The organism is Coleofasciculus sp. FACHB-1120 (genome assembly GCF_014698845.1).
GTDB lineage: Bacteria > Cyanobacteriota > Cyanobacteriia > Cyanobacteriales > FACHB-T130 > FACHB-T130.
Genome location: NZ_JACJTV010000004.1, coordinates 255,890 through 276,631 on the forward strand (window position 1 = coordinate 255,890; position 20,742 = coordinate 276,631).

Consider the following 20,742-nt stretch of genomic DNA (forward strand, 5'->3'; position numbering starts at 1 on the left):
TAGACACAAGTTTGACCTCTTAGCCTGTTCCGAGAGCGCGATCGCCAAAGTTTTCGCTCTACTGAAAGTCTTCCCACATTCTGGACTTCGTTCTTTTTACGGAATGTTTACACCCACATTCCGCACCCTCAACTGTCACATGAGCAGCAATTCCCTAGAAGCGATCGCGTTTATTGCTCAACGTTACAGTATTCCCTTCCTCTGTGATGCCTCCCAAGCTGTAGGAAAAATCCCCATACTCTTTGAAGAGTGGGAAATCACTTACCTAGCCATCTGTGCCCACAAACTCTATGGTTCCAATCGTAGCTAGTTGCGTAAGTCCTAATAATCTTAGTAAACCTAAACAAAGGTATTACCACTTTGGAAAACTGGTCGCTGATAAGTACAACGCGCTCTAAAAGGGTATGTGCCAGTTAGTTTCCAACTTTATTTTTCAGTTTCCAACTTTATTCTCCTTTTACAGCTATAGCAGCTTATTCCACTGTTACTGACTTCGCCAAATTCCGAGGCTGATCTACATCTAAGCCGCGAAGCGCTGCAATGTGATAAGCCAACAGTTGTAATGGAATAACTGTGAGGATGGGAGAAAGCAACTCTTCAACAGCAGGAACGGGCAATAAATCATCAAAGGTTTCCGCTGCTTCTGGGTCATTCATCGGCGTCACGCCAATTAAGCGGGAATCCCGCGCCTTCGCTTCCTGGGCATTCGAGAGGACTTTTTCGTACACAGTCCCCGGCATTGCGATCGCTACTACGGGCACTTTCGCATCCAACAATGCAATCGGGCCGTGTTTCATCTCTCCAGCGGGATAACCTTCGGCGTGGATATAGCTAATTTCTTTCAATTTCAGCGCCCCTTCCAAGGCAATTGGGAAATTAATCCCCCGTCCTAAAAAGATAAAATCTTTTGTTTCGGCAAAATCGTGAGTCAGATGCTCAATATAACGCTCCTGACTTTCTAAAATTAGTTCAATCTGCGCTGGCAACTGTCGTAAGCCAATTAAAATTTGCTCTAACCGAATTGCCGATACCGTCTGACGCCGATAAGCTAAATCCAGAGCCAAACAGTAAAACGCCATCAGCTGAGCAACAAAGGTTTTAGTCGCCGCTACTCCGATTTCAATTCCGGCGTGAGTTTCGATAATCTGCGGCACCATCGTCCCCAAAGTGCTTTCTGGGCGATTGGTAATCCCTAGCAATCGCGTCTGAAACTGGGGCGGCTGAGTGGCACGACGCTGGGATTCCATTGCCAAAGCCGCCAGGGTATCCGCTGTTTCTCCAGATTGAGTCACGCCAATTGTCAACGTATTCGCAGTTAGAGGCGCGGGTGCATAGCGAAACTCAGAGGCATACTGCACGATGGTCGGAATTCCCGCTAACTGTTCCAGCAGGTATTTACCCACCAGTCCAGCGTGCCAACTGGTGCCGCAGGCAAGAATTTGAATGTGTTCTAAATTTTCGTACAGTGACGCCGGTAAATTCAGTTTAATCGGAGATTGAGGAGACTCGGCATTCCAATCTGCATTCAGATAAGCTTCTAAACAAGCGCGAACTACTCCCGGTTGCTCATAAATTTCTTTGAGCATAAAGTGCTTGAATCCCTGTTTTTCCACCTGTACGGGATTCCAACTCAACGTCCGGGGACTTTTTTTGAGCCTATCGCCAGCAAAATTGTACACCTCAACCCCAATCGGGGTCATTCTTGCCAGTTCACCATTTTCCAGGGTCAGGACGGCACGAGTGTGGGGAACCAGTGCCGGAGTATCAGAGGCGCAGAAAAACTCTCCTTGACCGAATCCAATGGTGAGGGGAGCTTGTTGCCGTGCCACAATCAATTCATCGGGATAGTCGGCACAGATAACCGCGATCGCAAACGCTCCCTCCAGTTTATTTACCGCCTGCCGTACTACTTCTAAAAAGGGCGAATTCTGAATTACCGCCGCTGAGTTTTGCACTTGCTGTGACATCACTTCAGCCATCAATTGCGGGATTGCCTCCGTGTCTGTCCCCGCCTTCGTTACTGCTTGGCGCACTGCCTCTAAAAACGGAGCCTGCTGAGGTGTAGAAGCTGAGTTGTGTACTTGCTGTGCCATTAGTTCGGCGATTAGCTGGGGAATCAACTCCGTATCCGTCCCGGTTTTCGTCACCGCCAGCCGCACCGCTTCTAAAAACGGAAACGGTTGAGCTGTCGCCGCTGCTTGCTGCGCTTGCTGTGCCATTAATTCGGCGATTAAGTGGGGAATCACCTCGGTATCCGTCTCTGAGCGAAACTCGTGTCCCTTGGCTTTAAGTTCTTCTCGCAATTCCCGATAATTTTCAATAATCCCGTTTTGTACTACCGCGATTCGCTTCGCCGTATCCGTGTGGGGATGGGCGTTGTATTCTTCTGGCTTGCCGTGAGTCGCCCAGCGGGTGTGTCCGATGCCAATCGTCGCCGGATTGACTTCTCGTTGTAGCTTTTCGCGCAGGTTGTAGAGTTTGCCCTTTGCCCGCACGCAGTGGATGTCACCTTCCAAGACTGTGGCGATACCGGCAGAATCGTAGCCCCGGTACTCCAGTTTTTCCAAGCCTGCCAGCAAAATTTCTGTCGCCGCTTGAGTGCCAATATAGCCAACGATTCCGCACATATATCACAACACTCCTGTTCACACTTAATCTAAAAAGCTACTGGGCTATCCCAGGAACGTCAAGGTCAACAACATTGTATTGGTTACGGGCGATCGCGCTCTTGTTCCGTAAAAAAGAGGGAGCAATTTGCCCCCTCAATGCCTTGGAATCGGAATGATAAAAAGTGTTTTCAAGCCAGCTTGTTAGTATGCCAAGCCCATGCTGCGAGTAGTTTCAGCATTGCTCAAATAAACTCGGATACTCAAAAAGTCTGTAGGACAGGCAGTTTCGCACCGCTTGCAACCTACACAATCTTCAGTCCGAGGAGATGAGGCAATCTGTTGGGCTTTGCAGCCATCCCAGGGAACCATCTCTAGGACGTCCGTTGGGCAAGCGCGAACGCATTGGGTGCATCCAATGCAGGTGTCATAGATTTTAACGGTATGAGACATCGAAAAACGGCTCCTTTCTGAGTGTTCTCTACTAATGACACTAGAATCAAGGCTTAGTTTACCGCAGGCACAGAGACGCCTCTGCAAAAGGCTACAGAACTTCAAACTCTGTAATAGATTGCCCCTAATTGTGACTTGGCAATCAAGGCGGGGAAATCCCTCTGTCTCAATGCGGTTTGCCTCACCGGCAAAGCTGGGTTGCCTTCGACATCATAAAGAAGTGTGAACAAAAGACTTAACTCAGTTGAACAAAATTTCATTCAAACGTTCGACACCGATAAGTTTTAATCCTTGGGAATCGACTATGACACTGATTCGTTGGCAACCTTTTCAAGAAATGGAAACCCTGCGCCGTCAAATGGATCGAGTGTTTGACGAACTGGCAAGCGTTAATCGGGATGCTCCAATCACCTGGAAGCCTGCGATTGAGCTGCAAGATACAGAGGATAGCCTAATCTTGCGGGCACAGCTTCCTGGTATTGAAGCCAAAGACCTTGATATCCGCATTTCTCGTGAAGCGGTCGTGATTACAGGCGAACGCCGCTACGAAAAGAAAGAACAAGAAGGCGGTTACGTCCGTTCTGAGTTCCGCTACGGAAACTTTCAGCGAGTGATTCCTCTGCCTGTTGCGATTCAGAACGATCGCGTCGAGTCTGAATTTAAGGATGGCGTCCTGATGCTGACGCTGCCCAAAGTGACGGCAACTCGCGATCGCGTGGTCAAACTCAATCTAGCAGATACCACCAGTGCGACTCCAGAAGTCACCGACGCACCTGTTGCTGACGCGAAGAAGCCCGAAGCGACTGAGAGTGCCGAACCGGCTAGCGTCTGGGATTAATTCAGATAATATTCGGTTAATCCGTAGCCGCGAAAACTTCTTAGTCTAACCACTCAACCGCTGAGTATCAGCAACTCAGCGGTTATTTTTTCGCCTTCTCCCAGAAGTCGGGAAAATCCCCCAAAAGACAATTCGGTTTTCCTCACTGACGTAACCGAACTGTTTTGACATTATAAAAACGTGGGAACTAAAAGCTTCATCCCATTGAACAAATTTCAATTCAAGCATTTAGTCACTGCAAATTGGAGGTAACTGTTTTATGGCACTGATTCGTTGGCAACCCTTCCAAGAAATGGAAACTCTGCGTCGTCAAATGGATCAAATGTTTGATGAACTTGCTGGAAGCGATCGCTCAGCTTCTCGTCAGTACAGCACAAGTTGGAAGCCTGCCATTGAACTGCAAGATACTGAAGACAATCTCATCCTGCGGGCTGAAATTCCTGGCGTAGAAGGCAAGGACATTGATGTCCAAATCACTCGTGAAGCGATCGCTATTAGCGGCGAACATCGCTTTGAGAAGAAGAACGAAGAAAAAGGCTTCTTCCGCTCCGAGTTCCGCTATGGTAGCTTCCAGCGGGTGATTCCTCTACCAGTGCCCATTCAGAACGACCAAGCCAAGGCTGACTTCCAGAATGGCATCCTGAAATTGACCCTGCCGAAAGTCACGGAAGCGCGGCGTACCGTCGTCAAACTCAATTTAGGCGGCACCAATGCGGCTCCAGAATTGACCAGTCAGTCAACTCCTGAAGCCAACCACGCTAACATTAACTAATCTTGCCCTCGAAATCTTGCCCTGTTGAAAGGTCTTGAGCCTGGGTGAGAAATAGCCTAATCTCAAGCAATTCTTGATTGAGTGAGAGATAGATATCGGTAGGGGTATGGCAATCAAAATGCCCCTACCGAACGCTTACACCGCCATGAGATTCAACCAAATAGTAAAAACTCTATATTTATCCCACTGAGTGGTCTTCACTGGAATCCCATCCTCCACTCAGGGTCTTTTTTTTTGATGTTGCACCTTGAAAAGAGATTTATTTGAGAGACAATCTCCTCGCTAGATTCTCCCTACAAAAACTATCTCCTAATTGGACAATGCCATCTTATTCGCTATCGTTAAGAGCGATACACTTGTGCAAGATGTGTTATTTAGGAACTTAAAATGCCAGATTCTTTGATGTATCGGCAAGATGCCTTCGTTGTTCTGGAACCCAACCAACCAGAGCAATTTCTCACCCCCGTAGAAATGTTAGAAAAACTGAAGGCAATTTTGGCAAATCGTCAAGATAACCTACCGCCAGATTTGCAAAAATTTCCCTCAGTAGAAGCTCAAGCTCAATACCTACTAGAAACGTCCTGCGAATTAGATATGGAGCCAGGGCAATTTTTACAGTGGTATGTCGTGCGTTTAGAAAAATAAAAGCGGAATGCCTCCGTCCCTACCTATCTTTAGGATGTAGCAATTAGCGCCACATCAACACGTTCTTCAGCCGGTTGAGTCACGGTTACGCGCACACCAGGACCAAAAAACCCTTCTATTTTCTCCCGCTTCTGTTCCCAAATTTCTAGAGGAATCAGTGGCGACTCAAATTCTAATACTAAAGCGTAAGCCCCAGCGATCGCAGTTTCGTGTAATCCTGTTAGCACGGGTCTTTCTTCGTCAGTGGGACTCAGTCCTAAGCTGCTCAAAGAGCTATCGAGATGAGCATCTTGACCGTAGCGATAGCGGGTGACATCTAGACGAATTTGGTTTTGAGTTGCGGTTGCTTGCTGTTCTCGGAGTTCCAAGATGTCCTTGGAAGTCGGTTTGGTGAACGGTACAGGCGTAAGTTCAGAGGCTTTGAGGGCAAGTCCTCCCAGCAGCAAGGGAACCCCATAGAAGAATCCGGCTAGATTCAGCGTCGGGTTGTCAGTAACGTAAGCGACAAGCCCAGCCAGAAATAAAACGCCACCCACACTTAAACCCAACGTTCCCAAAGAAGTTTGACGTAACATTTTAATTAGGATACCCAATTTACAATCTCTTCAGCTTTATTATCCTTGGCGCTGGGTAACATCTCTACTACGGGTGGGACTTTTGTTAAAACGATGTGCAGCGCTTTGGGTCAAGCTTGGGAAGCCCAATCGCTCAATAAGTCTTACGAATTTGATAGCCCTTGACGAATGAGTGCAGACTCTGTAAAGTAGCGCATCAACCAACGGCAACTCGTAACTCAGGGCGGTTACAAAAGGAACCCGTGTTATCAAAATAAGTTGCTGTTGTCCCCTGTCATCAATTGCCATCAATTCATAACTGAGATAATAAAATGATTCAAGAAGACAATTCCGGGGCTACCAAAAAGAGTAAAGCCATCCTAGAGCAGCTCAAAACGCTGAAGCAGGAAGATGAAACGCTTTATAACATCTTGGCTGTAGATGTTTGGGCTTTAGCCAAAACAATGGATGAGTTTCAACCAGGATTTTGGTCGGCTTTTATGAAAAATCGGGAGAAGGCGCTGAAGCGGTTTATTTCTGAAGTGATTAAAAATAAGCCTACCGATCCGAAACGTCCTCCTTTCCTTCGCTAGGATTAATTATTGTAAATAAAGAATCAAGCCAGGAAGTAAACAATGGACCCACAAACCCTTAAGCAATGGATTAGCCAGATTGAACTCAAGCGTGAGTCGCTGGTACGGCTTCTGGAGGAACCAAACCTGGGAACTCTACGCATTGACGTTAATCAGGCGCTCGAAGAAATTGACGACCTGATTGATGAATTTCGGCGCACCTTTCCAGAGGCAGATGCCAACTAGAAACTAACGCCTTGCCGAGCTAAACTCTAGCCAAGAGGCTACGGCAAGGACATCAATCACTGCTTGCGCCCCTTTCTAATGACTGACTGCCCGCTGCCCTAGCTGCTTGACTAGAGCAATCAGCTCTTGAGTAGCGGTGTCTTTTTTACAAAAAGCATCTATTCTGGCAGTTTGGCTCATCACTTCAATCTGCGGGTCTTCGACTGAGGAATAGGCAATAATCTGAGCGTGTGGATCGATGTGCTTGATTTGGGTAGACGCGCTCAAACCGTCTAATACTGGCATTTGAAGATCGAGGATAATCACATCAGGGCGGTGACGCTCGACCATCTCTATTGCTTCTTGACCGTTAGTAGCCAATCCAACTAACTCGATGTTCGCCTGACTCTGTAACGCTAATTTCAAGCTAAAACGAGTCAGCTCGTGGTCATCAACAACAAGAACACGAAGAAGGGGGTGCTGACAGGACAACATAAGAGGATAACTATATCATCTGACGGTTCTAGTTTAGGGGCATAAGATACAAATGTCCCTCTACCATCCGAGCGAACTACTGCAAGAAATACTCATTTTACCTCCAAACTAAATGTAGATAATTTTCTAAAGTTTAAATATTTATAAAGAAATACAAGATTTTAGTTTTTATGTGTTTATACAAATTGAACAGCCGCTCATTTCGCATTTGACTTTCTAACGCGATCGCTCTTGAGTTTCAGCCATTCGCTCTCTAGGATACCAAGACTTTTTCGGTCTGTCCTCTCCACCCAGAGGGATAGGCTAAAAGAGCGATCGCGCTCTTGCAGTTAGTAGAGCTACAGAGGTAATGATCTTGAACTCATCAACTCTTTTAGCAACTTATTAAGAAGTCAGCTCATCTTCAATAATATCAGAACCCTCAAGAAAATTAGAAGCGAATGCAGCCTGCTTATAAAATTCATCATATTCTTGTAGCACTCTATCAATTTTTTCCGACACATCAGTATTATTCAAAGCTTCTCTAGATAAAGTTGCCATCATGAAATTTACAACCCGCTCTCTCCGTTTTCTACAACGACTTAGACAGGCTAAGCCACCAGGCTTACGTTCTGATTTTCTATCCGCTTCTACCTTGACAATTTTTCCTTAGATTTTTTTCAATACTCTAGATTTACTTTTACCCTATCTTCCGTCGATACATTTTCCTGATTTCTACCAGCCCTCCTCGCCTATGCTTTTGAGAGTTTGTAGCGCTTGCAAACTTGCTATTAGTGCCTCAAGTTGATTACCTTCTCAAAAAGCTGTTGAGATTTGGAAGCTAAGGTTCCAACGGCGATCACCTTTCCTTTTTCTACCTCTGCTTCGCGTTGTTTTACCACTAGCTCACGTTGTTGTGCCAGTAATCCGAATCCAAGAGTAAAGGTTGCAAAGATTCCGCCTGCAATCGCGAACCTAGTTCGTTGTTTTTAAACTTTAGCTGAAGCTTCAGCCTCTCTAGCTTCAGCTTCAGCTTTATCTTTTTCTACCAGCGATTTTTCTACGTCAGTTAATGCTATGGTTTCGGCTGCCTTGGCTTTTTCGGCTTCGGCTCTAGCTTCAGCTTCGACTTCACGTTTTGCTGCCTCTATTTTTTCTTGGAGTTCGCGATCGCGCTTCTCTACACTCTTATGAAAAAACTCTGCTTCTAAGGCAGGTAGCCTAGGTTGAGTATTGTTCACCCACTCTTCAATTGCTGCCAGCGGCAGATGATTCGGGGCTACGCGACTTATGCCATCAGTGCTTTTAAAGACTTCGGTGCTGCTGAGATTGAGGAGGTGACACTGAAATTTGGCATGAAACTGGGTGGTTCAGCGGGTATCCCTTACATTACTGAAGGCAAGGCTGAAAGCAACTTAGAAATTGAGGTGAAGTGTAAGTTTCCCGATAAATCAAAACCGGGTTCGCCGCCGCAAAATTCAGTATCTTAAAGCACAACGACTGAAGATAGAAACCTCACTTTTCCTGAAAACTTCCAATCTGGGCTAAATTATCCCTAAGTTTCACCCAGAGGGTAGAACCCGAAAGCTGCCAGCCTTTGTACCGTGTTGGTTGTGGAGAGGGAGTTATTCATGCAGATACAGACGCCAGATTGGGTTAAGCACGCGGTTTTTTACCAGATTTTTCCGGATCGCTTTGCTAAAACGAAGCATCCTCACAAGCGGCTTTTGAAGGATACCCGGTGGGAAGATTGGCACGAAATACCGACACTTCAAGGGTACAAGGGCGGCGATTTGTGGGGGGTGATGGAACAGCTGGATTACTTGCAAGATGTAGGGATTAATGCGATTTACTTTACCCCCATCTTTCAATCGGCTAGCAATCACCGCTATCATACCCACGACTATTACCAAGTCGATCCGATGTTGGGGGGGAATGGCGCTTTTCGGGAATTGCTCGAAGCTGCCCACGAACGGGATATCAAAGTTGTACTGGATGGGGTGTTTAATCACTCTAGTCGGGGATTTTTCTTTTTCCACGATGTTCTGGAAAATGGCCCCAATTCGCCTTGGGTGGATTGGTTCAAGATTGAAGGATGGCCTTTATCGGCGTATAACGGTGACTTTCCGGCAAATTATGAAGGTTGGGACGGGAATCGGGCGCTGCCAGTGTTCAACCATGAAAATCCTGAAGTGCGGGAATATATTATGGAGATTGCCGAATATTGGATTAAATTCGGCATTGATGGTTGGCGCTTGGATGTACCGTTTGAGATTAAGGCTGAGGGCTTTTGGCAAGAATTTCGCGATCGCGTAAAAGCCATTAACCCGGAAGCCTACATCGTGGGGGAAGTCTGGGGAGATTCCCGCGAGTGGCTGGATGGGACTCAGTTTGACGGGGTAATGAACTATTTATTTGCTGCGCCAACTATTGCTTTTGCCGCAGGCGATCGCGTAGACATTGACCAAGTGAAAGATCGCTCTTACCATCCTTATCCGCCCCTCTTTGCACCAGAGTATGCTGAAAAAATCCAGCAATTGTTGGAATTTTATCCGTGGGATATTCAACTGACTCAGTTGAATTTGCTAGCCAGTCACGATACAGCGCGACTGATTTCCATTGCTGGCGACGATAAGGCGAGTGTTCACCTGGCAACGTTGCTGCTGTTGACTTATCCCGGTGCGCCCAGCATCTACTATGGCGATGAAGTAGGATTACCCGGAAAACTCGATCCAGACTCGCGCCGTGGCTTTCCGATGGAAGCTCGCTGGGAGCGTGATGTTCTAGATTATCACAAGCAACTCATCGCCCTGCGTCACCAATATCCAGCCTTGCGTATAGGTTCTTACCACGTTCTGTTTGCTGAAGGAACGGTTTATGTCTTTGCTCGGAAATTGGGAGATGAGGAATTGATTGTTGCCGTTAACGTGGGGACGGCACCGGCAGATCATGTGAGTTTTGAGGTGGCAGAGTTAAAATCCCAGCCGAATCAGTTATTGTATGGCACCGCCGAGGTGTCATGGAGCAGTGAGGGAGAATCCAACCATCTGTCCTTGCATTTGCCACCGCGTAGTGGATGCATCCTGGGTTAAACGAATTTCGCGAAGGTTTGCGAAGAAGGGTAGATTTATTATCCTCTAATTGCCTACGCCTACATAGGGGCGTGTTTGTGCCATCCCCCGACAGAATGTGAATTTTACCAGTTATTTAATCCACATTCCTTCGCGATCGCCCAAATCAAAAGGAGGCACCTTTGCAAAGGTGCCTCCTTTTTTATGTTCAGCAAATCGAATTTTAAATTTTTACGATGTCATTTAGATCGCACTAACTCCAAATTTGCTTTTATCTTACCGTTACCAGGTTTTTGACCAATAAATTCTGTCTTTAGACAGGAGGCTACAGCAGAAATCAGTGCTTATTTAGACATTATCGCCGGTGTAAGTACGGAATCAATGACATGGATGACGCCGTTATCGGTAAGGATATCTGTTTTCAGCACCTTCGCGTCATTCACTTTGAAGCCGTCATCGGTGCTATCAATCCCCATAATGCCGCCCTCAACTGTCTCAGCGGAATCTATCTCGACGAAGTTATCGGTTCTAACATCCCCAAACAGGACGTGATACATTAAAATTTGCTTCAGCTTGGGGATGTTGTCCATCCAAGAAGCCAGTGTATCCTCTGGAATTTTGGCAAATGCTTCGTCGGTTGGAGCAAAGACAGTATAGGGTCCTGGACTCTTGAGAATCTCTAACAGACCAGCAGCCTCAAGAGCAGTAACCAGAGTTTTGAAAGATCCTTCGTTGGCGGCAGTTTCTACAAGGTCAGCCATGCGTTTTGATGATTTTAAGTGAGTGTCCTGTTTAGAGATACTCGCTAGAAGACTTGCAGTGCATCCTTCAAAAGTATTGAAGGCAAAAGTATTGAAGGCGCGATCGCTAATAGGTTAGCACCGCTACCCATTTCACTTCATTTCGCTAGCGTGCAGCCACTCATCAGATCCTCCAACCCCCTTAAACAACTCAACTACTGGAACGAATGCCACGCTCTTGTAGCTGCTGAATAAAAAAGTCTTCCAGAGAAGGACGGGATAGGTTCATTGTTGTCAGATGGGCATCCATCAGACGGAGACTAGCCAGAAACTCTTGGGGTTCGCCTTGCAAATGACCATGCCAACCATTATGCTCAAATGCCAAATCGGGTATCCAGCGTTTGAGAACCTCCAGGTTCCCGCCTTTGCCTCTGACGTGGTAGGATTCGGCGGTACCTAAGAGTTCATCAAGGGAGCCGACGCAAATCAGATCGCCTTGGGCGAGGATAGCGACGCGATCGCATATCTGCTCCACTTCCGCCAGAATATGACTATTAAAGAAAATAGTCTTTCCCTGCTTCTTAAGGGATAGAATAATCTCTCGCATCTGGTAACGCCCCATTGGGTCAAGACCCGACATCGGCTCATCCAAAAATACCAGTTCTGGATCGTTAATCAGCGCTTGAGCCATGCCTACCCGTTGCAGCATCCCTTTAGAATACTGACGCATCTGCTTTTTACGGGCAGCAGATTGAGCCAATCCGACTAATTCCAGTAGTTGGGGAATGCGTTGACGCTGTATGGATTTCGGGATTTGAAATAATCCAGCCGTAAATTGCAAAAACTCCCAGCCGGTGAGAAAGTCGTAGAAATAGGCGTTTTCCGGTAAATAACCGATGCGTTGTTTCACTTCGCGATTGCCCAAAGGTCTTCCCAGCAGTGCCCCTCGTCCACCTGTAGGGCGTACTATTCCCAAAAGCGTCTTTAACAGCGTCGTTTTCCCAGCCCCATTCGGGCCTAGCAGCCCAAACGTTTCCCCCTCAAGCACTGACAGCGTGCAGCTTTTGAGAGATTCGATTTTTTGATTTAGCCAAAATCCGGTGCGGTAAACCTTTCGCAGTTCAAAAGTCTGTACTACCGATTGACGGTAAACGGTAATCGGTTCCCCTGACTTATCTTCAACAGAATTCATATTAGTTCGGCAAGCGATCGCATTCTCTACAATATTATTGATTCCCTATTTTGCGGACTTTCGTATCAGTTTGGAATCATGGATGATATGAGTCCGATATCTGTTCTATTTCTTAGGGATAAACTGGGCGGATGCTTGTCTTAACTGAAGCCGAGTTTCGAGAATCGGCAGAATCCTCATTGCGTCGGGTTTTTCTGAACGACGACCCGTTTAACCAGCGTTTTGCACCGGATGTCCCGGCGAGAAGGATAATCTACGAGTATTTCTACCACATAGAGCCGCCGCTCATAGATGCCATAGTTGCAGCTGCTTGCCGTGTAGGAGACACTGGTTGTTACCTCTCAAATCTATGGCGTAACAAAGAACAAAACGAACGCCCCAATCACTGGTATATCCCTTTTTCTGAGATTTCAGCTTACATAACAGCCGATGACAAAGTATTTAACCATGCTTTGACTTCGGAGAATGTCCTCTATTCGCCGCAAGGAAAATGGGGAGTGATGATGTCTCACGAGCATCACGGTTTACTGGCGGGTACGCACGAGTTTATGGAAGAAATTCGTCGGCTAATACCAGACCTCGATCGCCAGGTGTATGGGTTCCTAGATTATTGGAAATACTGGTATAGCCAAGGTAAGAGTGCTGATGTAACTTGGCTACCGGGATTATTAACGCAGATTTACGGGCGAGAAACAGCAAAAACCATGCTGCGAGAAGCAGGTTTAAAGTCTATCTGGCGAAAATACAGTTCTGAACTTCCATTAACTTAGACTGGATTTAGGAGCTTTCAACAGAAGAGAAACGAATGGATAGATCCAAAATAGTTGCAATTATCACTGGGGCAATTTCTATAATTCTAGCGATCGCCTATTTACTACTGGTTCAGTTACTAGACTTCCGGGGTGAAATGCTTCCCGCGCCCACAAGTCAACTGCCGCCAGTCGTGCAAGTTGCCCAAATATCCGCGATTCAGCTTTTATAGAGAGCAATGTCTAATCGGAGTTACGCCATCCTCGGAACCGGGGCGCTGGGCGGCTACTACGGAGCTAAATTACAAAGAGCGGGGCTGAATGTCTACTTCCTGTTGCACAGCGATTACGAACAAGTCTGGCAACAGGGTTTAGTCATTGAGTCCCCAGACGGGGATTTTACCCTACCCCACGTTAACGCTTACCCTGACGCTGACAAGATGCCGCCTTGCGATGTGGTCGTTGTGGCGCTGAAAACGACGCAAAACCACCTGCTTCCTAAAATGCTGCCATTTATGGTTAAGGATGACGGCGTTGTTTTGGTGCTGCAAAATGGTCTAGGCGTTGAAGAGAAAGTCGCCAAAATTGTGGGTTCGGAACGGGTGATGGGAGGCTTGTGCTTTCTTTGCTCTAATAAAGTGGGACCGGGACACATCCGCCACCTAGACTATAAAGCGATTACGCTCGGCGAATATACCCCCGATTATCAACCCGCCGGGATTACCGAGCGAATGCGTCAGATTGCCAGTGACTTTGAAAGTGCTGACATTCCCATCCAACTTGCTGAAGACTTGCTGTTTGCTCGTTGGCAGAAACTGGTGTGGAATATCCCATATAACGGACTTTCTGTGGTTCTTGATGCGACAACAGATGAGTTAATGAGCGACCTTCACACTCGATTATTAGTTGAGCAGTTAATGGGTGAAGTGCTGGCAGGTGCATCTGCCTTTGGTCGGAGGATTCCTGATAGCTTTGTCGAAAAGATGCTCGATCACACGGCAAAGATGAAGCCGTACCGCACCAGTATGAAAATCGACTATGACGAAGGGCGTCCTCTAGAGGTGGAAACCATGTTTGGCAATCCGCTCCGAACTGCACAAGCAGCCGATGTTGATTTGCCGAGAATTGCGATGCTTTACCAGCAGCTAAAGTTTTTGGATGCAAGAAATCGCCAAAAATAGGGAGTTTTTTGGCTCAGGGGTTCCGATTATCTAAATACACTTAAAATTTCGGAAACCCATATCAATAACCCTTAATTATGAAATCAATGCCTATAGAAAATCCGATTTTTACCATCCCAAACGTTCTGTCAAAAGCAGAGTGTAATGAGTACATCGCTTTGACCGAGAACATTGGCTATACGGCTGCTGGTCTCGCTGTAGGCCAGGATGAATACATAATGGCTCCATCACTCCGAAATAACGATCGGGTGATTATGGATAATCCAGAGCTTGCAGCAAGTCTGTGGCGTCGTGTGGAGACTTTTGTTCCCAGAATCGATAACTGGCGTGCCATTGGGCTTAATGAGCGCTTGCGATTCTACCGATACGATCCGGGTCAGCGTTTCGCACCGCACTGCGATAGTAGTTATTGGCGAACAAACCGCGATCATAGCCGATTGACTTTTATGATTTACTTGAACGAAGACTTTGAGGGAGGCGAAACTCGGTTTTACTCACCTGACGTTTGTATCGTTCCTAAGAGCGGTATGGCGCTGTTGTTCATGCATGAACTCAAACACGAAGGCGTATCTGTTCTCCAGGGTCGAAAGTATGTAGTGCGCTCAGACGTGATGTATACGTATGCGAGAAAAGAGAAATCGAGGAAAGTTGACTTTTGAAAATGGGCGATCGCTCTACACGACCCAGAATACAGAATCCCGTATCTACAACGCCCTCTAGATAAAAAAATAGTTTTTATAAATTTACAAGTTTGGAATACTACTTGGGATAGGGAAATATAGGTTGTTCAGCTTAGGGTAAAGAAATAGAAATGGGAGATTGGGAACATAAGAATTCCCAATCTCCTATTTTGATAGCGAGAAGCTAAAAAGAGGGATTTAAAGGTTTTTGAGCATCTCAAAATTTGTCATTTTATGAGTCATGAAAGAGAGTTAGAAGTGAGGTTCTCCTTTTTTCAATCGTTCTTGTAGATTTTGGCGATATATTCTGGTTTTTTATCAGATCCCTTGTTGTCTGACAAAGTTCTGCCACTAAAAGCGAAAAAGATCCAGGTGAAGGCGATTGCTGCAATTGTTAATTCCATACAAATTTCTCCAGGTAGAGCGAACTGTCCCATTGAGCTTATTAATCACCTCAAGGATTGCTTTATCCGGATAAATTTGAAGTTTGCATATTAAATTTACAAGGCGTAAATGCTTCACCTCAACCTGAGAATCCAAGCTAGGAATTAGGCTAGGAATTATAGGGAACGCATAGCCGATTCCGGGAAAGGAGCTGGAGGGTTCGGGTTGTTTAGTGCAAACTGTGTATTTCCCAGACTTCCAACTCCCCAGTTCCGATTTCAACTTTCAAGACGATTGATGACGGCGATCGGATTCAGGTTCAGGTGTAGCTTCTGGTTCTTTCGCTTCTGCTAAAGGTTTGACGACTCGCGCGATCGCTTCTTGCACAAATGTCTTGATAAACTCATCCCGGCGATTTAGCTGAAACTGTCGCTGTACGACTTCAGTAATTCCACCATCGCCCCAATCTTGATCGTGACGGAAGTATTCAATAAAACTCTTCCCGGCGATTCGAGTCAAATAAGCGGCGGTAACGCCTTGAATCACCTTACCAATGGGATAGGCGGCGACACTCAGTTGGAGGACTCTAGAAAGCAACTCAATTGCTCCTTGGACAATCCCCAAGCTAGCAAGAGTTTTCCCTAAGGAAAGCGCTAATTCGCGCCCTCGATCCATATTCAGTTCGCAACCGTAAATTCTGCCAATTTCTACAACCATTTGGGCATTTACAGCAGCGGTTGCTAGCAAATCCACTACTGGCAGGGGCGTCACGGTGATGACACCTGCACCAATCCACTGAAAACGTTCTACCACCTTCTCCGCTTGGCGTCTGCGCTGACCATCTAGCAGGCGTCGCGCTTCGTCTCCCAGCCGCTGAGATTGGAGTAGGATGTTGTCAGCGACTAAGTCTTCCCCTTCGGCTCTGAGAACTACCGCCATGCGGCGAATTAACGGCATTACATCGGGTTCGGGTTGGAAGGTTTCGCCACTTTCCAACTCAGCTGGCTGGGGATTCGCAGCGATCGCAACCACATCAGCAGTGGCGATAAATCCCCGCACTCGTTCCCGCAGACGTGCCAGAATCGTTTCCTTATCGGTGTCTGTATAAAGATCGGTTTTGTTGAGGATCAGCAGCGATCGCTTGCCAATCTCTGCCAAGGTTCGCAACGGGTTATACTCTGACTGCCGCAAGTCATTATCTACGACAAATAACAACAAATCTGCTTCAGTCGCCAATTGCCGTGCTAGTTGCTCTCGCTGAGTTCCCGCCACCCCTGCTTCTAAAATTCCGGGCGTATCGGTAATCAAAATTTGCCGATTTAATCCTTTCAACTTGAGAACGTAAGTTTCCCCCACCTCCGTCGTTCCCATTGGCGAGTCTACCCGTCCCACCATGCGCCCAATTAGCGCATTTACCAGAGAAGTCTTGCCAGCGGAACCCGTCCCAAATACAACGACTAACAGTTCCCCACGCGCTAGATTTGCTTCGATTTCGCGCGATCGCTCCAGCAATGCCTGCCGCGACACCTCATCCTGAATCTGTGCTACTTGCTGCCGCACTGCTTTGAGGGTTTCTGAAGCCGCCTCTGTCTTCGCTTCCGGGACTTTCGGCAATCTGCGGCGTTGCCGCGAACCTTTTGCAGTCCCCTGAAGAATCATCACATAGTAGATAAACCCACCGATTAGCACCCCCAGTAGGACAATCAGCAACAAAAGCAGCAGATTTCCCAACAAAGGTGCCGTAAAAGAAATCTGGATATACAGCCGATAGAGAGAATTAATCAGCCACAGCATCAGCCCCAGAATTACACTGAGGCCAACGATCAGCGTTAATAAGCGCGACAGGGGCATGAACGGGATTGTGGTAAGGAGATGCTTCTAATCTTAATCTCCCTATCATTGTCTGCTATCAGCAACAGGCAAGAGATGCGTCCAGAAACAAAGTAGAGCCGATTGCTGTGATTTTTCTCCGACTGGATGATTAAAATAAAGCGTCTTTCTGCGTGATTCTAAAGAATCAAAAATTATAATACAAGCTAGATTTTCAAATTATCCTCCACCGGATAGATCAATGAACCCTGAGCCAAACATCAGGAAGCCTCAGATACGCTTAGATAGTGCGTTCCCTCACGCAGCCAGTATCTCAGGCTGGCTCAGCCGGGTCACTGGTCGTTTCAGCGTTAGCCAAAAGATTAGTTATGGATATGGGCTGACCCTTGGCATTGCCATTTTGGGAACGGCTGCCGGATTTATGATTGGAGATTACTATCAGCAACGGGCTACGAAGTTACGTGAATATAGTAACCAAGAACTAAACCTTCTCCATCGCTTGCAAAATGGCGTACTACAGGCACGTACGCACCAACAACAGTTGATTCCGTTAGCAGAGAAACCGGAATTGTTTTGGAACGAATACTCCCATTTTCTGGAGCATACTGCTGAAATTAAGCGGGTATTGTCTCAAATCAAATCTTATACAAATAGTGCCATTTATCAACGCGAGGCAGCGGCTCATGTACACGCTGATGGAATCCCCAGGTTTCTACAAATTTACGAAAACGTACCAGAAATCTATTTTCGGCAGCTTGATGAATTAGTACAGCAACTTGAGCTGTCTCATTTAAAGCCAGAGAAAATTCAGGAAGCACAAAAAATCCTGATAAATTTTACGAATGGTTCTGAAGCACTGAAGTTTGATGATTTATCAGACGACTTAACTGAAGTCATTAATCGCTCTTATCAGGATGTTAAGCAAGCAGAATTTGCCTTGATTGCTGCGGAAACAATTCGATTTCAAATCATTGTTGCAAGCATTTTGTTGTCAATTGCGATCGCTATCCTTTTAGCCATCTACACTTCTCGCGCCATTGTCCGTCCCCTGAAAGCGGCAACCGATGTAGCGCAGCAGACAACTCAAGAATCTAATTTTGACTTGCAAGTGCCGATTACAACTGAAGATGAAGTGGGAATGTTGGCAACCTCCCTCAATCAGCTCATCCACCAAGTGGGACACCTTTTGCAAGAACAAAAAGCAGACAGCGAGTTGCGCCTGATCCAGAGTGAGAAAATGTCTAGCTTGGGACGAATGCTTGCCGGAGTCGCCCATGAAATCAATAATCCGGTTAACTTCATCTATGGCAACTTGGGTTATGCGGGTGACTACGTTAAAGAACTTCTTGCATTACTAGAAACTTACCAAGCTGAAATTCCCAACCCTCCTAAAGCGATTCAAATTCAAGCCGAAGAAATCGATATTGATTTTCTTAAACAAGACCTACCCAAAGTTCTGCAATCGATGAAAGTTGGCTCTGATCGAGTTCGACAAATTGTTCTAAGTTTAAAAGATTTCTCTCGCCTGGACGATCCAAAACCGAATTCTGTAGATTTGCACGCCTGTCTTGAGAGTACCTTGCTGATTCTGAATAATCGGATTAAAAACAATATAAAAATTATTAAAAACTACGGCGATATCCCAACCATTGAAGGTTATACCGGGTTGCTTTATCAGGTATTTATGAATCTACTCAGCAATGCAATTGATGCTTTGGAAGAGACAAAAGAGTTTGGAGAAATCGTTATTTCTACAGAACGTCTCAACAAGGACACAGTGGGGGTGCGGATTGCTGACAATGGTTCTGGCATTGCGCCCGAACATCAGGAGAAAATCTTTGATGCCTTTTTTACTACTAAACCGAGAGGCATTGGAACAGGCTTAGGTCTAGCGATCAGCCGTGAGATTATCGTAGAAAAACATGGCGGTAAATTTAGCTGCAACTCAGAAGTTGGGAAAGGGACAGAGTTAGCGATCGCCCTCCCTATCAAACATCAGGTCAGTGTCGCATCAACATCAACAACCAAAATTCTCTGCTAATAGCTAGAGGCGAACGACAGCCCAAAAGTGGGACATTTTGTTCAAGTTATCGGAGTAAAAAGAGTTATGGGACTTTTTGACCAAATTATCAATGCCTTAGACAGTCCAGATCGCGCAGCGACTCCCGGACAGATGGATAATATTTTTGGCACCGTGCAGCAGGTCAGCAATAATTATGGTGCCGACCCGTCAGCAGTGCAATCTACAATGTCCCTTGTAGGTAACTACGTGCGCTCTGCTCTACAACAGAAGCAAGCTACCGAAGGCCCTCAACAAGCGCAAGCCCTTGTCAATCAATATGGCGGCACTTCTCCCAATCCTCAAGCTGTTGATGCGCTTTTTGGTTTTTCTCAAGTGCCGCAAATCGTGCAAGTAATTGCTCAAAGAACCGGCTTGAATCCGGCGATGATTCAACAGATGTTGCCGATTCTCGTTCCCCTGGTGTTAAATCTTCTAAAAACTGGCTCCAGCGCTCAAAATCCGCACGGGTCGAATCCAGTTCTGAATACTTTCTTAGATGCCGACCGCGATGGCGATGTTGATATTGCTGATGCGATGCAGTTAGCAGCTCGCCATCTGGGTAGATAAAGCAGGGAATGGGTAATGAGTATCCCATTACTCATTACCCATTATTAATATCTAACCGCTCAACCCCCTCAATTTCCAAAATCAAATCGGCACCATAGACTTTAGACGGCGTCTGGAAACCAACACTCACCTGTCCGGCAAGCACCTTGGTAACAATTGCCAGCGCTGTCATTGCTGTGAGCGTATAGCCTTCGGGGCATTGCAGTCGGGATACCTTAGTTGCGCCATCATCTGACACCTCTCCCCACAATTTAGTTTTCCCCTGTTGCCTCTGTGCATCGGTTGGGCCTGGTGGTTGAGCTTGGATTAGACGTTTCTGTAAGCTTTGTATGGGTGGCGACCCCAATAACCAACCCAAATATCTACTGGCTACCAGCGTCCAGTAAGTGGGTGGAGAGGTTGCCATATAAACCTCAATATTGGGAATCCCTGTGCTGTAGAAAGCGGTAGACACATCTCCCCAAGGAATTGTCGTGCCTAAAACGGGACCTTCTCCAAAGTCGATGGTTCGAGTTTTCCAGGCGGTCGGAACCGGAGTCAGAACCCCACCCCGCCGCACTAAGCCTCCTTGCTTCTGAGCTTCCACGATGGTTGTGGCAGTTCCCCGCGATGTCTGACCGGCGGTGAAAGCCAGAGTAAGACTTGTTGCTGAAGGTAACTGTCGCTTGAGATGAGCCGCAAGACAGTCAGAGGGGACGACATCAAAACCGACGCCAGGAAGCAGCATCACGCCTGCTTTTCTTCCCTCAGCATCTTTGGCAGCGATCGCCTCGAATACTGGGACTTCTCCGGTAATATCCAAGTAATGCGTTTTTGTCCGCAGGCACCCTTCAACCATTGGCTTGGAGGTGCGGGAGAATGGCCCTGCACAGTGGAGTACCGCTGTGACATCCTTCAGTGCCGCATCCACGGCGGACTCATTTTCTAGGCTAAAGGCGCGGTGTTCTAAACCAAGCGATGTCGCTAACGGCTGCAACTTGTCGGAATTGCGTCCTGCCAGAATCGGGCGTAACCCTTGCTGCACTGCCAATCGCGCAATCAGGGTTCCGGTATAGCCATTCGCACCGTATAACAAAAAGTTTGAGGACATCAGTACAGGAGTTACGACACACCAGAGATAGGAAGTGATCGCTCTTTTTATCCCGCT

24 protein-coding genes and 1 pseudogene are annotated in these 20,742 nt (G+C 46.7%); 14 read left to right on the forward strand and 11 right to left on the reverse strand.

The annotated features are described in order from the left end of the window. Positions 1–154: 154 nt before the first annotated feature. A pseudogene (locus tag H6H02_RS06725) lies at positions 155–292 on the forward strand (aminotransferase class V-fold PLP-dependent enzyme); the annotation flags it as partial. 181 nt (positions 293–473) lie between these two features. Here H6H02_RS06725 and glmS read toward each other — a convergent pair. Both glmS and psaC read right to left on the reverse strand, forming a co-directional pair. Further along, positions 474–2,627, reverse strand: coding sequence for a glutamine--fructose-6-phosphate transaminase (isomerizing) (gene glmS, locus H6H02_RS06730; protein WP_242040585.1), 2,154 nt, complete (start codon positions 2,625–2,627; stop codon positions 474–476). Positions 2,628–2,810: 183 nt separating this feature from the next. Next, entirely contained in the window at positions 2,811–3,059 is a 249-nt protein-coding gene (gene psaC, locus H6H02_RS06740; RefSeq protein WP_089128523.1) for a photosystem I iron-sulfur center protein PsaC, read from the reverse strand. A gap of 304 nt (positions 3,060–3,363) precedes the next feature. Between psaC and H6H02_RS06745 the strand changes: the two genes are divergently transcribed. From H6H02_RS06745 to H6H02_RS06755, 3 genes are all read left to right on the forward strand, one after another. After that, on the forward strand, positions 3,364–3,897 hold the full coding sequence (locus H6H02_RS06745) for an Hsp20/alpha crystallin family protein (RefSeq protein WP_190815865.1): 534 nt from the start codon (positions 3,364–3,366) through the stop codon (positions 3,895–3,897). Positions 3,898–4,156: 259 nt separating this feature from the next. Further along, positions 4,157–4,669, forward strand: coding sequence for an Hsp20/alpha crystallin family protein (locus tag H6H02_RS06750; RefSeq protein ID WP_190815867.1), 513 nt, complete (start codon positions 4,157–4,159; stop codon positions 4,667–4,669). Between the two features lie 387 nt (positions 4,670–5,056). Next, positions 5,057–5,314, forward strand: a complete 258-nt coding sequence (locus H6H02_RS06755; protein ID WP_190815869.1) for a chlororespiratory reduction protein 7 — start codon at positions 5,057–5,059, stop codon at positions 5,312–5,314. 29 nt (positions 5,315–5,343) lie between these two features. On the opposite strand, the gene H6H02_RS06760 is transcribed toward H6H02_RS06755, so the two are convergent. After that, the gene (locus H6H02_RS06760) at positions 5,344–5,889 is read right to left on the reverse strand and encodes a DUF2854 domain-containing protein (protein ID WP_190815871.1); all 546 of its coding nucleotides are present in this window, start codon (positions 5,887–5,889) and stop codon (positions 5,344–5,346) included. A 311-nt stretch (positions 5,890–6,200) separates the two neighbouring features. On the opposite strand from H6H02_RS06760, the gene H6H02_RS06765 reads away from it, so the two are divergent. Continuing rightward, entirely contained in the window at positions 6,201–6,461 is a 261-nt protein-coding gene (locus H6H02_RS06765; protein ID WP_190410509.1) for a hypothetical protein, read from the forward strand. A gap of 42 nt (positions 6,462–6,503) precedes the next feature. Then, the gene (locus H6H02_RS06770) at positions 6,504–6,686 is read left to right on the forward strand and encodes a hypothetical protein (RefSeq protein WP_190410508.1); all 183 of its coding nucleotides are present in this window, start codon (positions 6,504–6,506) and stop codon (positions 6,684–6,686) included. Positions 6,687–6,761: 75 nt separating this feature from the next. Here H6H02_RS06770 and H6H02_RS06775 read toward each other — a convergent pair whose 3' ends face one another. From H6H02_RS06775 to H6H02_RS06785, 3 genes are all read right to left on the reverse strand, one after another. Then, the gene (locus H6H02_RS06775; RefSeq protein ID WP_190815873.1) at positions 6,762–7,160 is read right to left on the reverse strand and encodes a response regulator transcription factor; all 399 of its coding nucleotides are present in this window, start codon (positions 7,158–7,160) and stop codon (positions 6,762–6,764) included. Positions 7,161–7,544: 384 nt separating this feature from the next. After that, on the reverse strand, positions 7,545–7,703 hold the full coding sequence (locus tag H6H02_RS06780) for a hypothetical protein (protein WP_190815875.1): 159 nt from the start codon (positions 7,701–7,703) through the stop codon (positions 7,545–7,547). 425 nt (positions 7,704–8,128) lie between these two features. After that, the gene (locus H6H02_RS06785) at positions 8,129–8,380 is read right to left on the reverse strand and encodes a hypothetical protein (RefSeq protein ID WP_190815877.1); all 252 of its coding nucleotides are present in this window, start codon (positions 8,378–8,380) and stop codon (positions 8,129–8,131) included. Positions 8,381–8,407: 27 nt separating this feature from the next. Here H6H02_RS06785 and H6H02_RS06790 point away from each other — a divergent pair, with 27 nt between their 5' ends. Together H6H02_RS06790 and H6H02_RS06795 are read left to right on the forward strand one after the other, a co-directional pair. After that, positions 8,408–8,629 carry a CU044_2847 family protein gene (locus H6H02_RS06790; protein WP_199329025.1) on the forward strand — a complete coding sequence of 74 codons (222 nt, stop codon included), beginning with the start codon at positions 8,408–8,410 and terminating at the stop codon, positions 8,627–8,629. Positions 8,630–8,770: 141 nt separating this feature from the next. Further along, positions 8,771–10,231: a glycoside hydrolase family 13 protein gene (locus tag H6H02_RS06795; RefSeq protein ID WP_190815879.1), complete on the forward strand. Its 1,461-nt coding sequence runs from the start codon at positions 8,771–8,773 to the stop codon at positions 10,229–10,231. A gap of 323 nt (positions 10,232–10,554) precedes the next feature. Here the strand turns inward: H6H02_RS06795 and H6H02_RS06800 are convergent, their stop codons facing one another. After that, positions 10,555–10,971: a fasciclin domain-containing protein gene (locus H6H02_RS06800; protein WP_190815881.1), complete on the reverse strand. Its 417-nt coding sequence runs from the start codon at positions 10,969–10,971 to the stop codon at positions 10,555–10,557. 190 nt (positions 10,972–11,161) lie between these two features. Further along, on the reverse strand, positions 11,162–12,142 hold the full coding sequence (locus H6H02_RS06805; RefSeq protein WP_190815883.1) for an ABC transporter ATP-binding protein: 981 nt from the start codon (positions 12,140–12,142) through the stop codon (positions 11,162–11,164). 131 nt (positions 12,143–12,273) lie between these two features. Between H6H02_RS06805 and H6H02_RS06810 the strand changes: the two genes are divergently transcribed. The 4 genes from H6H02_RS06810 (at position 12,274) to H6H02_RS06825 (ending at position 14,731) form a co-directional block, all read left to right on the forward strand. Continuing rightward, entirely contained in the window at positions 12,274–12,912 is a 639-nt protein-coding gene (locus H6H02_RS06810; protein ID WP_190815885.1) for a hypothetical protein, read from the forward strand. A 35-nt stretch (positions 12,913–12,947) separates the two neighbouring features. Then, on the forward strand, positions 12,948–13,124 hold the full coding sequence (locus H6H02_RS06815; protein ID WP_190815887.1) for a hypothetical protein: 177 nt from the start codon (positions 12,948–12,950) through the stop codon (positions 13,122–13,124). A gap of 6 nt (positions 13,125–13,130) precedes the next feature. Then, positions 13,131–14,072, forward strand: coding sequence for a putative 2-dehydropantoate 2-reductase (locus H6H02_RS06820; protein WP_190815889.1), 942 nt, complete (start codon positions 13,131–13,133; stop codon positions 14,070–14,072). Positions 14,073–14,149: 77 nt separating this feature from the next. Further along, positions 14,150–14,731, forward strand: coding sequence for a 2OG-Fe(II) oxygenase (locus H6H02_RS06825; RefSeq protein ID WP_190815891.1), 582 nt, complete (start codon positions 14,150–14,152; stop codon positions 14,729–14,731). Positions 14,732–15,027: 296 nt separating this feature from the next. On the opposite strand, the gene H6H02_RS27540 is transcribed toward H6H02_RS06825, so the two are convergent. Together H6H02_RS27540 and H6H02_RS06830 are read right to left on the reverse strand one after the other, a co-directional pair. Beyond that, positions 15,028–15,156, reverse strand: coding sequence for a hypothetical protein (locus tag H6H02_RS27540; RefSeq protein WP_277922523.1), 129 nt, complete (start codon positions 15,154–15,156; stop codon positions 15,028–15,030). 265 nt (positions 15,157–15,421) lie between these two features. Continuing rightward, positions 15,422–16,987 (reverse strand): GTP-binding protein, encoded by a 1,566-nt coding sequence (locus H6H02_RS06830; RefSeq protein WP_190815893.1) that lies wholly within the window; start codon positions 16,985–16,987, stop codon positions 15,422–15,424. Between the two features lie 220 nt (positions 16,988–17,207). Here H6H02_RS06830 and H6H02_RS06835 point away from each other — a divergent pair, with 220 nt between their 5' ends. After that, the gene (locus H6H02_RS06835; RefSeq protein ID WP_190815895.1) at positions 17,208–19,007 is read left to right on the forward strand and encodes an ATP-binding protein; all 1,800 of its coding nucleotides are present in this window, start codon (positions 17,208–17,210) and stop codon (positions 19,005–19,007) included. A gap of 66 nt (positions 19,008–19,073) precedes the next feature. After that, positions 19,074–19,595: a DUF937 domain-containing protein gene (locus H6H02_RS06840; RefSeq protein WP_190815897.1), complete on the forward strand. Its 522-nt coding sequence runs from the start codon at positions 19,074–19,076 to the stop codon at positions 19,593–19,595. Positions 19,596–19,629: 34 nt separating this feature from the next. On the opposite strand, the gene H6H02_RS06845 is transcribed toward H6H02_RS06840, so the two are convergent. Then, the gene (locus H6H02_RS06845) at positions 19,630–20,685 is read right to left on the reverse strand and encodes a saccharopine dehydrogenase NADP-binding domain-containing protein (RefSeq protein WP_190815899.1); all 1,056 of its coding nucleotides are present in this window, start codon (positions 20,683–20,685) and stop codon (positions 19,630–19,632) included. Between the last annotated feature and the right edge of the window lie 57 nt (positions 20,686–20,742).